This window comes from Pseudoalteromonas sp. NSLLW218 (genome assembly GCF_015864775.1).
GTDB lineage: Bacteria > Pseudomonadota > Gammaproteobacteria > Enterobacterales > Alteromonadaceae > Pseudoalteromonas.
The window spans coordinates 20771-36130 of record NZ_JADYWO010000015.1 but is presented as its reverse complement, the minus strand read 5'-3'; the positions used below and the strand labels follow the sequence as shown (position 1 = coordinate 36130).

At 37.9% G+C, this 15360-nt stretch carries 15 protein-coding genes; 8 read left to right on the top strand and 7 right to left on the bottom strand.

Translation table 11 applies throughout. The features are described 5' to 3' along the window. The 3 genes from I6E80_RS18765 to I6E80_RS18755 all read right to left on the bottom strand — a co-directional run bounded on the left by I6E80_RS18765 (position 1) and on the right by I6E80_RS18755 (position 3805). Positions 1–873 carry a carbohydrate ABC transporter permease gene (locus tag I6E80_RS18765; RefSeq protein ID WP_002960879.1) on the bottom strand — a complete coding sequence of 291 codons (873 nt, stop codon included), beginning with the start codon at positions 871–873 and terminating at the stop codon, positions 1–3. A 146-nt stretch (positions 874–1019) separates the two neighbouring features. Beyond that, complete coding sequence (locus tag I6E80_RS18760) at positions 1020–2324, bottom strand: sugar ABC transporter substrate-binding protein (RefSeq protein ID WP_197186194.1); 1305 nt, start codon at positions 2322–2324, stop codon at positions 1020–1022. Between the two features lie 152 nt (positions 2325–2476). Further along, positions 2477–3805, bottom strand: a complete 1329-nt coding sequence (locus I6E80_RS18755) for a hypothetical protein (protein WP_154903130.1) — start codon at positions 3803–3805, stop codon at positions 2477–2479. 529 nt (positions 3806–4334) lie between these two features. On the opposite strand from I6E80_RS18755, the gene I6E80_RS18750 reads away from it, so the two are divergent. Genes I6E80_RS18750 through I6E80_RS18730 form a run of 5 tightly spaced genes read left to right on the top strand, consistent with a single transcriptional unit; the run spans position 4335 to position 9931 of the window. Further along, positions 4335–4718, top strand: coding sequence for a response regulator (locus I6E80_RS18750; protein WP_096793086.1), 384 nt, complete (start codon positions 4335–4337; stop codon positions 4716–4718). A 13-nt stretch (positions 4719–4731) separates the two neighbouring features. Beyond that, on the top strand, positions 4732–5637 hold the full coding sequence (locus tag I6E80_RS18745) for a MoxR family ATPase (protein WP_197186193.1): 906 nt from the start codon (positions 4732–4734) through the stop codon (positions 5635–5637). A gap of 6 nt (positions 5638–5643) precedes the next feature. Then, the gene (locus tag I6E80_RS18740; RefSeq protein WP_197186192.1) at positions 5644–6630 is read left to right on the top strand and encodes a DUF58 domain-containing protein; all 987 of its coding nucleotides are present in this window, start codon (positions 5644–5646) and stop codon (positions 6628–6630) included. After that, a complete protein-coding gene (locus I6E80_RS18735; protein WP_197186191.1) occupies positions 6630–8600 on the top strand; it encodes a DUF3488 and transglutaminase-like domain-containing protein in 1971 nt (656 codons plus the stop codon). Before I6E80_RS18740 ends, I6E80_RS18735 begins: the two co-directional genes overlap by 1 nt. An 8-nt stretch (positions 8601–8608) precedes the next feature. Continuing rightward, positions 8609–9931 (top strand): Na+/H+ antiporter family protein, encoded by a 1323-nt coding sequence (locus tag I6E80_RS18730; protein ID WP_024593634.1) that lies wholly within the window; start codon positions 8609–8611, stop codon positions 9929–9931. A gap of 261 nt (positions 9932–10192) precedes the next feature. Here the strand turns inward: I6E80_RS18730 and I6E80_RS18725 are convergent, their stop codons facing one another. The 3 genes from I6E80_RS18725 to I6E80_RS18715 are packed head-to-tail and all read right to left on the bottom strand — an operon-like array spanning position 10193 to position 12298. Continuing rightward, positions 10193–10624: an acyl-CoA thioesterase gene (locus I6E80_RS18725; RefSeq protein WP_024595365.1), complete on the bottom strand. Its 432-nt coding sequence runs from the start codon at positions 10622–10624 to the stop codon at positions 10193–10195. A gap of 5 nt (positions 10625–10629) precedes the next feature. Next, on the bottom strand, positions 10630–11448 hold the full coding sequence (locus I6E80_RS18720; protein ID WP_024597966.1) for a M23 family metallopeptidase: 819 nt from the start codon (positions 11446–11448) through the stop codon (positions 10630–10632). Beyond that, positions 11441–12298, bottom strand: coding sequence for a 6-carboxytetrahydropterin synthase (locus I6E80_RS18715; RefSeq protein WP_197186190.1), 858 nt, complete (start codon positions 12296–12298; stop codon positions 11441–11443). Before I6E80_RS18715 ends, I6E80_RS18720 begins: the two co-directional genes overlap by 8 nt. 203 nt (positions 12299–12501) lie before the next feature. Between I6E80_RS18715 and fabA the strand changes: the two genes are divergently transcribed. Beyond that, on the top strand, positions 12502–13017 hold the full coding sequence (fabA, locus tag I6E80_RS18710; protein WP_007582756.1) for a bifunctional 3-hydroxydecanoyl-ACP dehydratase/trans-2-decenoyl-ACP isomerase: 516 nt from the start codon (positions 12502–12504) through the stop codon (positions 13015–13017). Between the two features lie 67 nt (positions 13018–13084). Here the strand turns inward: fabA and rmf are convergent, their stop codons facing one another. Continuing rightward, positions 13085–13255 (bottom strand): ribosome modulation factor, encoded by a 171-nt coding sequence (rmf, locus tag I6E80_RS18705; RefSeq protein WP_002960897.1) that lies wholly within the window; start codon positions 13253–13255, stop codon positions 13085–13087. Positions 13256–13654: 399 nt separating this feature from the next. On the opposite strand from rmf, the gene I6E80_RS18700 reads away from it, so the two are divergent. Further along, positions 13655–14290: a TetR/AcrR family transcriptional regulator gene (locus I6E80_RS18700; RefSeq protein WP_197186189.1), complete on the top strand. Its 636-nt coding sequence runs from the start codon at positions 13655–13657 to the stop codon at positions 14288–14290. Between the two features lie 49 nt (positions 14291–14339). Continuing rightward, entirely contained in the window at positions 14340–15332 is a 993-nt protein-coding gene (locus tag I6E80_RS18695; RefSeq protein ID WP_170070920.1) for an MDR family oxidoreductase, read from the top strand. The last annotated feature ends 28 nt before the right edge of the window (positions 15333–15360 follow it).

Below are 15360 nucleotides of genomic sequence, written 5' to 3'. Positions count from 1 at the left end.
TTAACCCTCCAAGTTTTTGCCAATTAAGCGCATTAAAAATATAGCGACTATATTTGCAATAATAACTGCAACTATGCCCCCTGCCGAACCGCCGCCTACATCAAACTGAAGTAGCGATTGCGTATAAATTAAGTACGTTATATTGGTTGACGAATAACCAGGACCGCCACTGGTTGTAACTAATATTTCAGCAAAAATTGACAGTAAAAATATAGTTTCGATTAATATAACCGCAGTTACAGCGCGCGATAAGTGCGGTAAAACGATGTAAAAGAACTTACTAAATGGGCCAGCTCCGTCTAAATCAGCCGCTTCTAATTGTTCACGGTCGAGTGATTGTATTGCTGTTAGCAGTATTAAAGCTGCAAACGGTAACCACTGCCAAGACACAATTATGATGATTGAAAATAGCGGCATTTGAGCAAAAAAGTCGATAGGTTCAAAGCCAAGCCAAATAGCAAAGTGTGCAAATAAGCCATTAACTGGGTTCATTAGCATGTTTTTCCATACCAATGCCGACACAGTTGGCATTACAAAAAATGGGGCTAGTACCATAATGCGAACGTAGTTTCGCCCCCATATTGCTTGGTCTAGTAAAATAGCTAAGCCAATACCACCACAAATAGTGATAAGTAAAACCCCAGTTACTAGGTAGAGCGTGTTAAAAAATGATTCAAAAAAAGCCGGATCAGTTAGGAAAAATTCATAGTTTAAAAAGCCTACAAACTCTTTATCCCCTGGTACTAATAAATTGTAATCAATAAAAGAAAAATACAGTGTCATACACAGCGGAACTATCATCCAAGCAAGTAATAAAATTACACTTGGAAGAAGCATAAACCGAGCAAGCGTGCGCGAGTTAGTTGTTGCCATAAAGGTGACCTTAAAAAAGCCAATTCTATTTACTTGTTAACTATCAAGTGAAAATCAGAAACCCTTGATAGCGTTTATAACTAACAAGTAAATAGAATTGACATAAAATATTGGGTAAGTTTGAGTACTTACCCGCCCATTACATGCTATTTAGGATAGCGAGCTTTACGCATTGTTCGCTCAACGAGGTGCTGAGACGTACTAAGCGCTTGCTTAACGGTCATTTGGCCAGTTAATGCTGCTGAGAATTGTTGCCCAACAGCTGTACCAATTCCTTGAAACTCAGGAATAGCAACAAACTGAATACCTACATAAGGCACCGGTTTAACGGTTGGATTTTTAGGATCTGCAGATTGGATAGAATCTAAGGTAATTTGCGCAAACGATGCTGCGTCCATGTACTTTTGATTACTGTAAAGTGATTTACGTGTACCTGGCGGTACTTTTGCCCAACCTTTTTTGTCAGCTACAAGTTGAGTGTATTCTTTTGATGTCGCCCAGCTAATAAATTTCATTGCGGCATCTGGTTTTTTGCTGCTTGCCGGTACGGCTAAAGTCCAAGACCATAACCAGTTACCGCGTTTACCTAGACCATTATCTGGCGCAAGTGCAAACCCTACTTTATCGGCAACTTCTGAGTCTTTTTTATTAGTAACAAATGCGCCTGCAACGGTTGCATCAATCCAAATACCACATTTTCCGGTTTGGAATAGTGCAAGATTTTCGTTAAACCCGTTTGCAGATGAACCAGCAGGTCCTGACTCTTTCATTACATCGACATAATACTGAAGGGTATTTTCCCACTCTGGGGTATTAAACTGTGGCTTCCAATTCTCATCAAACCAACGAGCACCAAACGAATTAGCCATTGATGTAATAAGCGCAACGTTTTCGCCCCAACCTGCTTTACCACGTAAACAAAGGCCATAAACACCTTCTTTTTTATCTGTCATCGCTTTAGCAGCTTTGCGTATAAAGTCCCATGTTGGGGCTTTAGGCATTTTCAGCCCCGCTTTATCCATTAAATCGGTGCGGTACATAACCATTGAACTTTCACCATAAAATGGTGCAGCATAAAGTTTGTCGTTAATCGTTAAACCGCTTCGGATTGCAGGTATTAAATCGTCTAAATCGTAGTTTTCACCTAAATTATCTAATTCTTTTAACCAATTTTGTTTGCCCCAAATTGGTACTTCATAAGTACCTATGGTCATAACATCGTATTGTCCGCCTTTTGTTGCAACATCGGTAGTGACACGTTGGCGAAGAATGTTTTCCTCTAGAGTAACCCATTTTAGATCTATATCAGGGTTTTGGCTGGTAAAGTTACTGCTTAATTCTTTCATGGTGATCATGTCACCGTTATTAACAGTCGCTATTGTAATTGTTTCTTTTGCCGCAGCGCCCATGCTTATAAAGCCACACGCGAGCATAATTAATTTATTTTTCATCGGGTATTCCCCATACACGTTATGTTTTAACAAGTGCTATTAAATTTTAATCTATTGCCAATTCTATTTATGGCAGTTTTAAAACATAAAACTGCCCGCAAAGTGCCTTTTTAGGTTCTTTGTACAAATAGTTAGACTAGTCGGTTAACGACTTAAAATTTAACAGAGATCTCAGAAGTGAAGCCGTCAAATCCTTTACCGATTTGGCCGCCCGAATTAACACCTTCTTCTTGGTTAACATACTCAACTTTTAAAAGCGTTTTATCGTTAAACCAGTAACCTGCAGCTACTTGAATACGCTCTACTGTGTTGTCTGTTTGTTCAATTAAGTCGGAAGTGTTTTCGGCTTCTGCATAACGAGCCGCTACATATAGCTTTTTAGGGATTAAATATTGTTGTGCTTCAAACACGAAGTACTCAACCGATGAGTCACCTTCTATTACACTGTTTGAATCAAAAGTAGTGCCGTTTTCATCAGCTATGCCATTAGTACCAAAGTAGGTAATACCGGCAACTGCATTACCAGCTGCATCTGCGAACGTATAATCATCAGATGATTTACCAATCATAAAAATTAAGCTAGTTTCGTCAGATGGTTGATAAGCTAAATTTAACTGGATAATTGATTGCTCAAGGCCAGGCATGGCGCCAACATGTGTGTCACGCTCGTTTGAAGGTGACGCTGAGAAATTATAGTTTTCACCATCGCCGAAGCGATAGTTTGTTGTGGTTACACCATCAAGACTGGCTACACCGTTTTCAAAACGTAACTGGTCGCCTTGATTCGCTTTTAATAAATTTAAGCCTGCTTTAAAACCACCTTCAAATTCTAGAGTACCTTGAAGTCGGTAATTGTAACCTCTGTCTTCTTGAAACGCTTCACCGAAACTAGAAGTCGTAATGTGACCTGTAACATTATAAGCACGTACGACACCACTATCGAAAGTTTCGCTGTAACTTAACTGTGCGCCGTTTTCTGCGGTTGCGTAATCGGTAATACCATTACCAATAAGTGCATTACTTTGGTTATCTGCGCCGTCTTGAAAACCTTTAAATTGAAAAGGTGAGCCACCAATGTTACCTAAACGCAGTGTTAAATTAGCGTTTTCTTTTGGTGTGCCATAAAGACCTAGTAAATCAAACTCAACACCTGCGAAATCGTTGTGAAATGAAAAGTCACGATCTTCGCCACCAAAGTCATTAGGCTCTTCTGCAATATCTATATCGGCAGTGATGAACTCGTTAATATGAAATTTAAGCATTAGATTAGCTCTAATACGGCCAAAACCTGATTCTTGTTCTTCATCTTCTGGACGAAATGCGCCGTCTTTAGCTTGAATTGACTGAAAGTTTTGCATTAGTAAAAAGTCTACGTCAACGCGATCTAAATATTCAGAAATATCAGCCTGTGCTGGTGCTGATGTAGCCATAGCTGCCGCTATGAGAGAAATTGCAAATTTAGTCTTTTTATTATTCAACATAATAAGCTCTTTATTTAGTGTGGTGTGTGATGCCAACTTTATTAAATTACATATTCATTTAATGAAATTGGTATTAATTCAGTGTGTATAGATGAGGCTATCTGAGCAAAACATTAAATAGTTAATGAAATTACACTTGTGAGCATAAGCCCATCTAGTGAGCATAATCACAGAATGAATTTGGAAGGTCAACGATTTTTTATTACAAAACGTTTACAAAAAATCGAATTTATATGTAAATATTTTTGAATCAATAAGTTAAGTAGCAAATTTGTTACATCAAACTTTGAGGAAATAAGGTGTTGGATTAAGGGATTTATTGTAGATGCGTCATTATTGTTCAATACAACTAATGTATATATAAGTTAGTAGAAAATATGAAAGCAGGTAATCCTTTAAAAATAGGCTGTTGGGAAAACCTATAAACAGTTTATTTATTAGTGTTTTTTAAGTAACGTTCTTGAGCTTATGATGGGGTTAGCTTAGTATTAAAGCACTTAGATGTATTCAAAATAGAAGTAACCTACATATGGAATTTGTTCGCCCGCTAGAGCCCATCCTCATTATTGATGACGTTAAGGAAATTCGTGATTATCTAAACCAAATTTTAACTGACTTAGGGTTTGAAGATATATTAGAAAGCGCTGATTTTAGCTCTGCTAAACCTATTATGGACAATAAACCGCCAGGCGTAATATTTGTAGATGTCGATTTACCTGACTCTAACGGTGAAGAGATATTGGAATACATTAATAGTGCTTACCCACACACTCATGTTGTTATGTGTTCGGGCCACAATAGTCTCGAAAACGTACAAAACACGTGGGAAATGGGTGCTAAAGGCTTTATTGCAAAACCCTTTAACACAAAAAAAGTCGACACTGTAATGAAGCGTCTTGAAATAATAGAATAATAATAAGGTTAGCATGCATAGTACTGTTACTGCGATTATAGAAGATCTTTCGACTGTTATATTTGGTAAACAACAGCAAATAAAACTGGCACTTACATGCTTATTTAGCGAAGGGCATTTACTCATTGAAGATTTGCCTGGTATGGGAAAAACCACTCTCTCTCATGCATTGTCAGCTGTATTAGGTTTATCGTATCAACGTATACAATTTACCAGTGATCTTCTTCCTGCTGATATTCTTGGGACTAATGTATTTAACTCTACCGAGCATAGCTTTACGTTTCATAAAGGCCCTATTTTTAGCCAAGTAGTTTTAGCAGATGAAATAAACCGCGCAGGCCCCAAAACACAAAGTGCGTTGCTTGAAGCAATGGAAGAGCAACAAGTAACAGTAGATGGAAAAAAATATACGCTGCCAAATCCATTTTTTGTTATCGCAACACAAAACCCGCTGTATCAATCGGGTACTTATCCGTTACCCGAGTCACAATTAGACCGTTTTTTAATGCGCATAAGCTTGGGGTTTCCTCCTAAAGATGCCGAAAAACGCTTAATTTTGAATATGCAAAAACGAGATTATAGCCAATTACCACAGCGTATTAACCAACAAGAGTTAGCGGCAATTCAAACCCAGATAAGCCAAATTACTTTAAGTAGTCCAGTAGTTGACTACGTTATTGAACTCGTTAATTACACACGCACAAGCAATGCGTTTGCAGCATCGTTATCACCTCGTGCCAGTATGGCTCTCGCTAAAGCGGCTAGGTCGTGGGCCTTTATTGATGGCCGTGACTTTGTAATGCCAGAGGATGTTCAAGCCGTATTTGCAAGTGTGTGTCAGCATCGATTAGGTTTACATAATGAGTCGGGTGAGGCGCAGGTAAATGATATTTTAAAAAACGTTTTAGTTCCGGTATAAGCTTTTATGCCAAAAAAAACAGCTAAGCGCCCTTCTTTATTTAAGTCATTTAAGCAAAGTGTATTTAATAAGTTATTAAAAAATAAGCATTTAAAAAACTCAATTACACTTGAACACAGAACAATTTATGTATTGCCATCATCCCTTGGTTGGTACTTTGTAATTGTGGCTATTTTAAACTTTGTAATGGGCATTAATTATCAAAATAATTTAATTTTAATAATGTCTTATCTTATGTTTGTGGTTATGATTATTGCTGTATTAATGGGCTACAGTAACGCTAAAGGCTTAACAGTTAAATTTAAAGATGCATTTAACAGCTACGCTCCTCAAAAACCGAGTATTGTATTTGAATTACAAAGCCCTTCACTAACCCAATCTATTAATTTAACATATCAAGGTAGTGAGCAAACTCACAAATATACCGACGAAGTTGATAATAAACCTCAGATACTCACTCTTTGCTTACCCTACAGCTCACGCGGTAAATACACAGTGCAACGTATTAAAATAGCGAGTAACTATCCATTTGGTTTAATAACTGTTTGGAGCTACATTCAATTACAGACAGGTGTATTTGTATACCCGTCGCTTGAACAAGTGCACAGTGATGCGCATGTTTCTATGCTAGATGAGCAAGCCGATAAAGGTATTTCTACACAATCGGGCAGCGAAGAGTTTGAGGCACTCATCCCACACTTACCGGAAATGGGCTTGCAAAGAGTGTCGTGGAAGCATTACGCAAAAACACAGCAATTGTTAGTTAAAGAGTTTGTAGACTTTAAAATAGCGAATGCGCTCTTCGATTTTACGTTAATGAATGGAGATACAGAGCAGCGCTTAAGTCAGTTATGCTTTTTAGTGTGTGAAGCAACCGAGAAAAACACCCCTTTTATGTTAAAGCTACCGAGTAAAACGATAAACACAAATACCGGACAGCATCATAAGCAGCAATGTTTAGCGTTATTATGCTCATATAATGGTGGTGTTTAATGAGCATAATTAAAAACGAAAAAGTAATAAATTTTTCACTGTCTTTTATATATGCCTGTTTGATTGTATTTTTTATAGCGCATTTACCCCTTGTTTTTGTTGGTGTACTTGCACTTATTTGTGCATGGAACTTTTACATAACGCTTAGTAATAAACCAAAGCCAAATGCTTGGCTGGCAAACATACTTGCAGGTGTGTCACTAGTTTTAATGCTCTACACCATAGGCATGTCGAATACGGTTATTTTATTTGTGGCCATGCTGCTACTTGCTAGTTTATTTAAGCTGCTGCAGGCTAAAACCAAAAAACACTATCATGTAATTACAACGCTTACATTTTTTTCACTCTCATCTGTGTATTTATTCAACCAAAGCATTTTAACGACTTTAACTGTAAGTGGTTTATACATATTAAACTTTGCAGTACTTGGCCTACTCGAGTCCAAACATAATTTAAAAATAGCCTCTAAGCAAAGTGGGAAATTGCTACTTTTAGCGCTTCCTTTAGCTATATTTTTACTGCTTTTTTTACCCAAAATGCCCGCCTTTTGGCAACTTCCTGGACCTAAGCTTGCAAAAACAGGGCTTTCTGAACAAGTCGATCCATTCGATATCGCAAAGCTTTCAAATTCAGATGAACTTGTATTTAGAGCTAAATTTAACGAAGAAAAACCTGTAGCGCCTTATTATTGGCGAGCAATCGTCCATGATGAATTTAATGGCAATGCGTGGCTTACGTCTGACTTTTTAAAATATAATAATTTAAAAGCAAATACGCAGAGCAAAAATGATGAGCAACTTATTGCAAGCTACTCAGTTATTACAGAGCCTGCTACACAAAAGTGGCTTTATGGTTTAGCCTATTCCAGTAGTAACTCACAAAATGTTGAAGGTAATTCGCTAGGTTTATTGCGAAAAAAAAACCGACAAGCTAAAAACTTACAATACGATGTAAATAGCTTTAACTTTGCAACTTTACCGCTTGGCGAATTTGAAGAAAAACGCTACAAATACCTAACCCATAAAAAGAATATAAAAACATCATCACTTGCTAAAAACTTAAAGCAAAAAACACACTCTGACCGCGATTTTTACAATAGCTTATTGCAATACTTTGCAGGTACGGGATTTACTTACACGCTAACTCCTACACCTATGAGCGGCGATAATACCATTGACCAATTTTTATTTGATAATAAACGAGGTTTTTGTGGTCATTATGCAAGCGCTGCTGCGTACATTTTTAGAACTGCAGGTATACCCGCTCGATTAGTAAGTGGTTATTTAGGCGGTGAATTAAATCAAGATAATAATACGCTAACAGTTCGCCAGTACGACGCACACGCATGGGTAGAAGTATATTTACAAAACGAGGGTTGGGTTATTTTTGATGCAACCGCCGTTGTTGCACCAGAGCGTTTAAATGGCTCACTTTCTCAGAACGAAGAGCTGAATAACGAATTTAAAAGTAATCTTGATTTTGGTTTAGTGAGTTTAAGTAATTTCCCCGCTATTAATTGGTTAAGGTTGGAACTTGAAAATCTCGATTATCAATGGTCTAGCTGGGTACTTGGTTTTGATGAAGAAAAACAAAATGATTTTTTAAAATCAATTTTTGGTAGTAATAATATTTGGCTTGTACCATTAATAGTTTTATTAACAGCTGGTTTTTGTTTTGTAGGTTATTTTGTTTATTTAAACTTACCAAAACGTCCGGCTAAATTAGCGCCTATGGTTAAAGAGTTCTATGAAATAAAAGCATGGGCGAAAAAACAAAAAATAAATACACCCGATAATTTAACACCTAGTCAGCAGTTACGTTTTTTTGCTGAGCAACTTCCTAATTCTGCACAATCTATAAACACATTTAGCCAGTTATTTAACCAAGTTCGCTATGGTAAAAAACCTTTTACGAAAGAGCGTAAAACTCAGGCTAAAGATCTGATAAAATTAATTAAAATTTCCAAATAGAGAATACTATGAATGCTGTTGTTATAGGCGTTATTTTAATGCTCGGGCTATCTCTGGCTCGCGTTAACGTCATTGTTGCCATGATCATAAGTGCTTTAGTTGCTGGTTTAACCGCAGGCTTGGGTATAAAAGAAAGTGTTGATGCATTTAATTCTGGCCTTTCTGCTGGAGCTGAAATTGCACTAAGTTATGCCATGCTTGGTGCGTTTGCCGTTGCTATTTCTAAGTCGGGTTTAACACGCATTCTCGCTGATAAGTTACTTGCTAAAGTAAATGCTAAAGGCAGCGGGAATGAAACATTTTTAAGTTACTTCATTTTATTAATTATTTTAGGTTGTGCGATTTCTTCGCAAAACTTAGTACCTGTACACATAGCGTTTATTCCTATTTTAATTCCACCGTTACTCGTTGTTTTTAATCAGCTAAGGTTAGACAGGCGTGCTATAGCATGTATTTTAACATTTGGATTAGCAACCTCTTATATGGTGCTGCCTTATGGCTTTGGGGGTATTTACTTATATTCTATTTTGCATAAAAACCTGGTCGATAACGGCTTAGACATTGTAAATACACAAGTCCCTATGGCGATGATTATTCCTGCATTGGGTATGTTTATTGGATTACTTATTGCGGTATTTATTACCTACAAAAAACGTCGTGAATACACAGAGCTCCCATTAACAACTCAGAGTAAATCAGCTGATGTCGAAAAGCCTAAAAAAGTGATGATTGTAGGACTTTGCGCTGTGTTAGCCTCACTTGTTGCACAAAACCTAAGTGGCTCAATGATTTTAGGTGGTCTAGTAGGTGTAATGATATTTAGTGTATTTGGTGTAGTTAAGTGGGAAGAAAACGGCGACGTATTTAGTAAAGGCGTTGCGATGATGGCGATGATTGGTTTTATTATGATATCGGCACAAGGCTTTGCATCGGTTATGCAAGCTACCGGCGATGTAGCGAGCTTAGTACACAGTGGAGCCGCCCTTTTTGATGGCAATAAACCCCTTGCTGCGGGTGTTATTTTGTTAGTTGGTTTATTAATTACAATGGGAATTGGTAGTTCGTTTTCAACAGTGCCTATTATTGCAACGTTGTTTGTACCTCTATGTTTAGACCTTGGCTTTTCTGTTATGGCTACCGCTGCACTTGTTGGTACTGCGGGCGCTTTAGGTGATGCCGGATCTCCTGCTTCAGACTCAACGCTTGGCCCAACCTCAGGTTTAAATGCCGATGGTCAGCACGACCATATTAGAGACTCTGTTATTCCAACGTTTATTCACTTTAACATTCCGCTGCTGATATTTGGCTGGATTGCAGCAATGGTGCTTTAAAAAGTATTTACGTAAGTGTAATTAAAAGCTGAAGATAACCAAAAAGGTATGTTAAAAGCATACCTTTTTAGTATCCAAATCCAACAACTCTCCCCCCTATCAATCCCACCAGTTTGATTACTTTTTTTAGTTAATATTAACTCTGTTGTTGAGGTTATATTTAATAATCACTAAGTATGATGTGTTCTTTGTGGGTTTTTATATAAGCACCAACTAAGGTGCTCATATAACTTTACTCTATCTTGTATTTAAAGCTTTAAATTAGTCAAAACCATAAATCATTTTATCGCATACTACCGGTGTTGGTCTGTGGTTATCATCAACTGCAACAAACGTAAAGCTACCACTAATGGCTGAGTGCTTATCGTCTCTGTGCATAGTTTCTAAGAGTATATCTACATCAACTTTTAAGCTTGTGTTACCTACATGCACTACTTTAGCTATTAACTCTGCAAACGTACCTGCTGGTATCGCTTCTTTAAAATCAACTCTATCAGAGGATATAGTAACCAAAGGCTTACGACAAAAACGAGTCGCCGCTATAAATGCAACTTCATCCATCCACGCCAGTGCATCACCACCAAATAATGTATTGTGATGATTGGTGCGCCCTGGAAACACTGTTTTAGTTACCGATGTGGTTGAGTCTTCAATACGCTGAGCAATTATTGCATCGCGATTTACTTCAGTCATAATCTCTACTTTTTGTTTGCTAATGTATCTTGCATTAGTAATGCAGGATCAAGGCGTTCGCCTTTCCAGTTAAAACGCCAATCTAGGTGAGGACCCGTTACACGCCCTGTTGCACCAATTTCAGCCACTTTGTTGCCTTGCGTTATTGTGTCACCCACTTTTACATTAAGCTTACTTAAATGAATGTAAGTTGAGGTAATACCATGACCATGATCAATAATTAATGTACCGCCTGAGTAATATAAATCAGGTTCGGCATATACCACTGTGCCACTAATTGGAGCATAAACAGGAGAGCCTGTTTTATTAGCTATATCTAAGCCAAAGTGTGGGCGACGAGGCTCGCCATTAAAATAACGTTGGCTGCCATAAACACCCGATATACGTCCTTCTGCAGGCTTTAACACAGGGTCTAAAAAGTACAGTAAATCAGAGTCAACTTCTCTCGCTTTACGAACAGCAACAGCTTCGCGGCTTATACGTGCACTGACTTCTTTTGGCGGAGATACATACTTTTTAGCTACACCAGTAATTTTATCAATTTTGTACTCGCGCTTAGTAATAGCTATCGATTGTGAATGCGATTTACCATTGTTATCTACCCATTTTAAAGTATGAGTAGTATCAGCGTCACGACCAAAACCAAATACAAAATCACCATTTGGCGAAAGCTTTAAGCTTTTGCCATCTAAACTTACTGATTTAGCGTTTTCTAGCTTACCTGTAACTAAACCGCCTTGTGTTAAATGCCCTTTTAACTCAAGCGCCATAGCACTAAAGCTAGCAGAAGCGACAAGCGCTGTTGCTATAAGTGTTTTAAACATAACTAATCGATCCTTTTCCAACCCCTTCATAAGCGGTAACTTTTACTGCTTTTTCTGGGTATTGGGCTTTAATTTGGCCAGCTACATGTTCAGCAATACATTCTACAGTGGTGTCTACTGGTAAAATGTCGCAACGAGACTCGCTTATAGCCATTTCAAAATAGCCTTGTGCCGATGTGTAAGCAAAACATACATCATCCGCTTTGGCTGTTAGGTGTTTTAAATCAGCTGCGTTAATTTGATCTTCACTAGTGGCTAAGTAAATATCTTCCCACTTTTGAGACCATTCTTTTTGCAAGCGCGGCATAGAGATGCCGTCTAGGCTAATACCAATTTGAGAACGATGCCCATGAATAATACGTTGGCAATTACCGTCATGCTTTTTAAGGCCATGGCTGTAATGATAGTAAAAGCTCTGGCTGTGCTCAGGCTTAAGAGACAACTCAATTTTTTCTATGTTATCTGGTAGCTTTGGTAAAATAGTCGCAATTAAAAATTCAGTTACCGATTCAACAGTGACTTCGTTTGCGTTAATCATGCAATAAGCTTGATGAGGAGCACTCATAGCCAAGTGGTTGTTTTCACCAAATGTACAGTCGAGTGTTTTATGCTCGTCAAATTCAGATACAGTGCCATTAAGGCCCGTAGGAATTGCTAATCGGTGATCAATACACTCATCTATAATGCCTTTAATTTGCTTTTTAACTAAACCAAAGTCTAAAACCATAGACTCTTCGTTAAGTTTACCGTGCAAAGTTAAATCAACAATCCAGCTCTCGCCAACGGCGCCGCGTTTGTTACATAAGTAAGAAAAATCAATCACAGTTAGTGAGTTAACAAAAAGGATCATAAACTTCCTTTAGACTGGTTATAAGACAGTGCCAATTATAATGATTTCTGATTGTAATTGCGCGGTTTTATAGTGCAAAAACCAATCGCGCTGATTGATTGGTGATTTAATATGCAATATTTTGATTTTTTAACTGCTCCGAGTTGTTTAGCGTACAAGTGTACGCTAAAGTACTTGGCAATTTCTAAGCGAAGATAAGTGTTATGGAACCTAAAAATAGCTATACAAAAGAAGATTTGATCCTTTGCGGTCAAGGTGAAATGTTTGGTGAAGGCAACTGCCGTTTACCAAGTGACAACATGTTAATGATGGACCGCATTACCTCTATTACCGCTGATGGCGGAATTCATGGTAAAGGCGAGATTGTTGCTGAGCTTGATATTGACCCTAGCCTTTGGTTTTTCGATTGCCATTTTAAAGGCGACCCAGTAATGCCAGGTTGTTTAGGCTTAGATGCTATGTGGCAACTAGTTGGTTTTTACTTAGGTTGGTCTGGTGGCCCTGGTCTTGGCCGCGCGCTAGGTGTGGGTGAAGTTAAATTTACTGGCCAAATTTTACCAACTAATAAAAAAGTAACTTACCGCCTTGTAATGAAACGCGTAATTAAACGTAAATTGTTTATGGGCGTTGCTGACGGCACTGTAGAAGTAGATGGCCGAGTAATCTACGAAGCAAAAGATTTAAAAGTGGGCTTGTTCCAAGACACTAGCGCATTTTAATTTTTAAACGCACAAACAAAAAGGCCTCCAATGTGGAGGCCTTTTTGCTTAAATTCGATTATTGATTTTAGGTTTTGTACATGTTGCGGTTTTCAATCGCTTCACGCCAACCTCCTAACCACTCTGATTTTGGATCTACTTGTTGATAAGGGCATAGCTCTTTTGAGCGACCTGCTAAACCTGCTTTAAAACCTTGAGAATGAGCTCTTTCTAAACGATCTCTTTTCTGTCTCTTCATCGGTAATATCCTCACCTTTTTATTTATATATTGTGTAGCATTAGTGAAATCTACATTTAATGAATAGTTAATAAAAATGTAAAATTCAAATCGTAAAAGCAATTAAATTGTTTGACTTTAACTAAGCTGCTGATGCAAAAATGAATTAACATTTAAAAAAGTAAGTGGTCATACAACATTTAATTTGACCGGTTTTATGCTAAATAAAATGCGACTCAATAATCGCTAAAATGTACTTAAGTACATAAATTACGACCTGAGTAATTTAACTAAGTTCCAAACAAAAATGTAATCGTGACACTTTTATTTCAGTTATTATTACTCGCCTAATTTGAACTATTTTTAAACAATTTAAATTTACACTTGATTATTTAAAGTTGATCGGTCTAATATATACCTATGAACAAAAATACATCAACACCAATACGCCGTGGTCGCCCACCTAAAATAGCCAGAGAGAACGCCGATACAAAAGCGTTACTTATTCGCACGGGCCTAGAAACACTAACCGAATTTGGTTTTAGTGCCACAGGCCTCGATACTATTTTAAAAAAAGCCGCTGTACCTAAAGGCTCTTTTTATCACTACTTTAAAAGTAAAGAAGCCTACGGTATTGCGTTAGTTGATGCATACGACAATTATTTTATTGCCAAGCTTACCTATTACTTACAGCAAGAAGATGTTCCCCCACTGGAGCGAATCGTTAATTTTACCCAAAGCGCAATTAAGGGGATGAAAAAATACGATTACAAACGTGGCTGCTTAGTCGGTAACTTAAACCAAGAGCTTAATCATTTAAGTGAAGAGTTTAAAACCAGATTAATGCAAAGCTACACCGCTTGGCAAAACCATGTAGAAGCTTGCTTAAACCAAGCTAAGCAGCAAGGCACTATTGCAAGCCATGTAAACACAAAATTAATGAGTGAGTACTTTTGGATTGGTTGGGAAGGTGCTGTTATGCGCGCCAAGCTCACTAAATCAAATACCCCACTTACTTTGTATACAGAAATGTTTTTACGCGCATTATTAACCTAATGCGTTTTTATTTACCAATTAAAAGACGATCGGTCTAAAAGGATATCCCATGAGTAACCCAATTAAAGCCATTGTTATTAATAAAGAAGATAATAACTATAGTGCTTCATTATCTACTATCGAACATAGTGATTTACCAAACGAAAACGTATCTATCGACGTGCTATACAGCACACTTAACTATAAAGATGGCTTAGCAATTACTGGCAAAGGCCCCGTTGTACGTAGTTTTCCTATGGTGCCAGGTATTGATTTAGTGGGTACGGTTACAAATTCCACCAGCGATGAATTTAAAAGCGGTGATAACGTAATATTAAATGGCTTTGGTGTAGGCGAAAAACATTGGGGTGGGCTTGCTCAAAAAGCGGCACTTAATAGCGATTGGCTAATCCCCTTGCCTGCTGGTATTTCACCAAAACAAGCCATGCAAATTGGTACAGCCGGTTATACCGCCATGCTAAGTGTTATAGCTCTCGAAAAACAGGGTATTACGCCTGAGTCTGGCGAAATACTGGTAACGGGTGCTAATGGTGGCGTAGGCAGCTTTGCTATTTATTTATTAAATCAACTTGGGTTTAACGTAACAGCAGCAACGGGCCGATTAGATCAAAGTGAGTATTTAAAAGAGTTAGGCGCTAAACACGTAATTGACAGAAATGAGCTTTCAAATCCAGGTAAGCCCCTCCAAAAAGAGCGCTTTGCAGGGGCAATAGACTCTGTAGGGAGCCATACACTTGCCAATATTTGTGCATCACTAAAATATGGTGGCGTAGTAACCGCCTGCGGACTTGCACAAGGTATGGATTTACCAGGGTCAGTTGCGCCATTCATATTACGTGGCATATCGTTAATGGGGATTGATAGCGTAATGCGCCCTAAAGCCGACAGAATCGAAGCATGGGATCGGTTAGCTAAATTAGTAAGCACTGATTATTTAGATAAAATTTCGACAGAAATATCACTCGAACACGTAATTGATAACGCAGAGCAACTTATGGAAGGTAAAATTCGTGGTCGTGTTGTAGTTAATTGCCAAAGTTAAGATATTTACTCTGTTAAAGCCTCGTTAT

Excerpts from the sequence above, each read along its gene's own strand:
- I6E80_RS18765 (WP_002960879.1), bottom strand. The coding sequence starts at position 873 with ATGGCAACAACTAACTCGCGCACGCTTGCTCGGTTTATGCTTCTTCCA.
- I6E80_RS18760 (WP_197186194.1), bottom strand. The coding sequence starts at position 2,324 with ATGAAAAATAAATTAATTATGCTCGCGTGTGGCTTTATAAGCATGGGC.
- I6E80_RS18755 (WP_154903130.1), bottom strand. The coding sequence starts at position 3,805 with ATGTTGAATAATAAAAAGACTAAATTTGCAATTTCTCTCATAGCGGCA.
- I6E80_RS18750 (WP_096793086.1), top strand. The coding sequence starts at position 4,335 with ATGGAATTTGTTCGCCCGCTAGAGCCCATCCTCATTATTGATGACGTT.
- I6E80_RS18745 (WP_197186193.1), top strand. The coding sequence starts at position 4,732 with ATGCATAGTACTGTTACTGCGATTATAGAAGATCTTTCGACTGTTATA.
- I6E80_RS18740 (WP_197186192.1), top strand. The coding sequence starts at position 5,644 with ATGCCAAAAAAAACAGCTAAGCGCCCTTCTTTATTTAAGTCATTTAAG.
- I6E80_RS18735 (WP_197186191.1), top strand. The coding sequence starts at position 6,630 with ATGAGCATAATTAAAAACGAAAAAGTAATAAATTTTTCACTGTCTTTT.
- I6E80_RS18730 (WP_024593634.1), top strand. The coding sequence starts at position 8,609 with ATGAATGCTGTTGTTATAGGCGTTATTTTAATGCTCGGGCTATCTCTG.
- I6E80_RS18725 (WP_024595365.1), bottom strand. The coding sequence starts at position 10,624 with ATGACTGAAGTAAATCGCGATGCAATAATTGCTCAGCGTATTGAAGAC.
- I6E80_RS18720 (WP_024597966.1), bottom strand. The coding sequence starts at position 11,448 with ATGTTTAAAACACTTATAGCAACAGCGCTTGTCGCTTCTGCTAGCTTT.
- I6E80_RS18715 (WP_197186190.1), bottom strand. The coding sequence starts at position 12,298 with ATGATCCTTTTTGTTAACTCACTAACTGTGATTGATTTTTCTTACTTA.
- fabA (WP_007582756.1), top strand. The coding sequence starts at position 12,502 with ATGGAACCTAAAAATAGCTATACAAAAGAAGATTTGATCCTTTGCGGT.
- rmf (WP_002960897.1), bottom strand. The coding sequence starts at position 13,255 with ATGAAGAGACAGAAAAGAGATCGTTTAGAAAGAGCTCATTCTCAAGGT.
- I6E80_RS18700 (WP_197186189.1), top strand. The coding sequence starts at position 13,655 with ATGAACAAAAATACATCAACACCAATACGCCGTGGTCGCCCACCTAAA.
- I6E80_RS18695 (WP_170070920.1), top strand. The coding sequence starts at position 14,340 with ATGAGTAACCCAATTAAAGCCATTGTTATTAATAAAGAAGATAATAAC.